Annotated in this window: 1 protein-coding gene and 1 pseudogene; one reads left to right on the forward strand and one right to left on the reverse strand. The window is 63.3% G+C overall.

Annotated features, from left to right (window positions below):
* A pseudogene (locus EOA86_RS41635) lies at positions 1 to 124 on the forward strand (SET domain-containing protein-lysine N-methyltransferase); the annotation flags it as partial.
* Between the two features lie 28 nt (positions 125 to 152).
* Here EOA86_RS41635 and EOA86_RS36015 read toward each other — a convergent pair.
* The coding region (locus EOA86_RS36015) for a cytochrome c (RefSeq protein WP_128345789.1) at positions 153 to 1030 on the reverse strand (878 nt) is incomplete at its 5' end.

A 1030-nucleotide genomic window follows, 5' to 3' on the forward strand; every position in this document is an offset into this window, starting at 1 on the left:
GAATTGCGACGTCTCCTCGCCCGAGGAGACGTATGCGTCGCGCGACATCGCGCCCGGCGAGGAAATGACCTGCAACTACAATCATTTCTTCGAAGCCGGCTTCGATTTCCTCGGCGACCGCTGACGCGCCGCCATCCCGTTCGGTTTTCGCGTCAGCTCGAAGGCTGCTTGCGCGCCGGATAGCCATTGGGATGCGGCGGTATGGCCTTCAGATAGGCTGATATCGCCGCCCGGTCCTCGGGCGTCAGTTGGGCCATGTTTCTCTGCACGTCGACCATGGCGCCACCGACGGTGTCGAAATCCGGCGTGAAGCCGGTCTCGAGAAAGTTGGCGATGTCAGCCTCCAACCAGTCACTAAGCCCGCCTTCACCCGAAGTAATGTTCGGCACGATGCCGCTGCCTTCGGCAGCAGTGGCTCCGGCCAGCCACTCGCTCTTCCTGGTGCCGCCAGCAAAATCACGCGGCGTGTGGCATTCGCCGCAATGGCCCGGCCCTTCGACCAGGTAGCGGCCGGCCATCACCGGATCCGGCGTGCCCTCGGGGAAGGAAACCACCGGCTGGTCACTCAAATAGAGACGTTTCCACAGCCCGATAGCGCGACGGATGTTGAACGGGAGTCCCAGCGAATTGGCCGGCGCCTTGCCGGCGACCGCCGGAAGCGTTCTCATGAAGGCATGGAGATCGGCAATGTCGGCCGGCTTCATGCGCGCGTAGGATGCATAAGGAAACGCCGGATAGAAATGCTCGCCGCTCGGCGACACTCCCTTCATCATGGCGTTGGCGAGGTCTTCGACCGACCAGGCGCCGATACCGTCCTTGGCATCCTGCGAAATGTTCGGTGGCACGAAGGTGCCGAACGGCGTCTTGAGTTCGAGACCGCCTGCAAGTTGAAGGCGGGCATCGCCTTGTGAACCTGGCTTCGCATGGCACGATGTGCAGCCTCCGGCATAAAAAATGCGCTTGCCCCTGGCGGCATCGCCGGGGCCGAGCCGCGCCAGGGTCTCAGTGTCGAGCCTGACCGGCGCCGACA

This window comes from Mesorhizobium sp. M5C.F.Ca.IN.020.32.2.1 (assembly GCF_004023105.1).
Lineage (GTDB): Bacteria > Pseudomonadota > Alphaproteobacteria > Rhizobiales > Rhizobiaceae > Mesorhizobium > Mesorhizobium wenxiniae.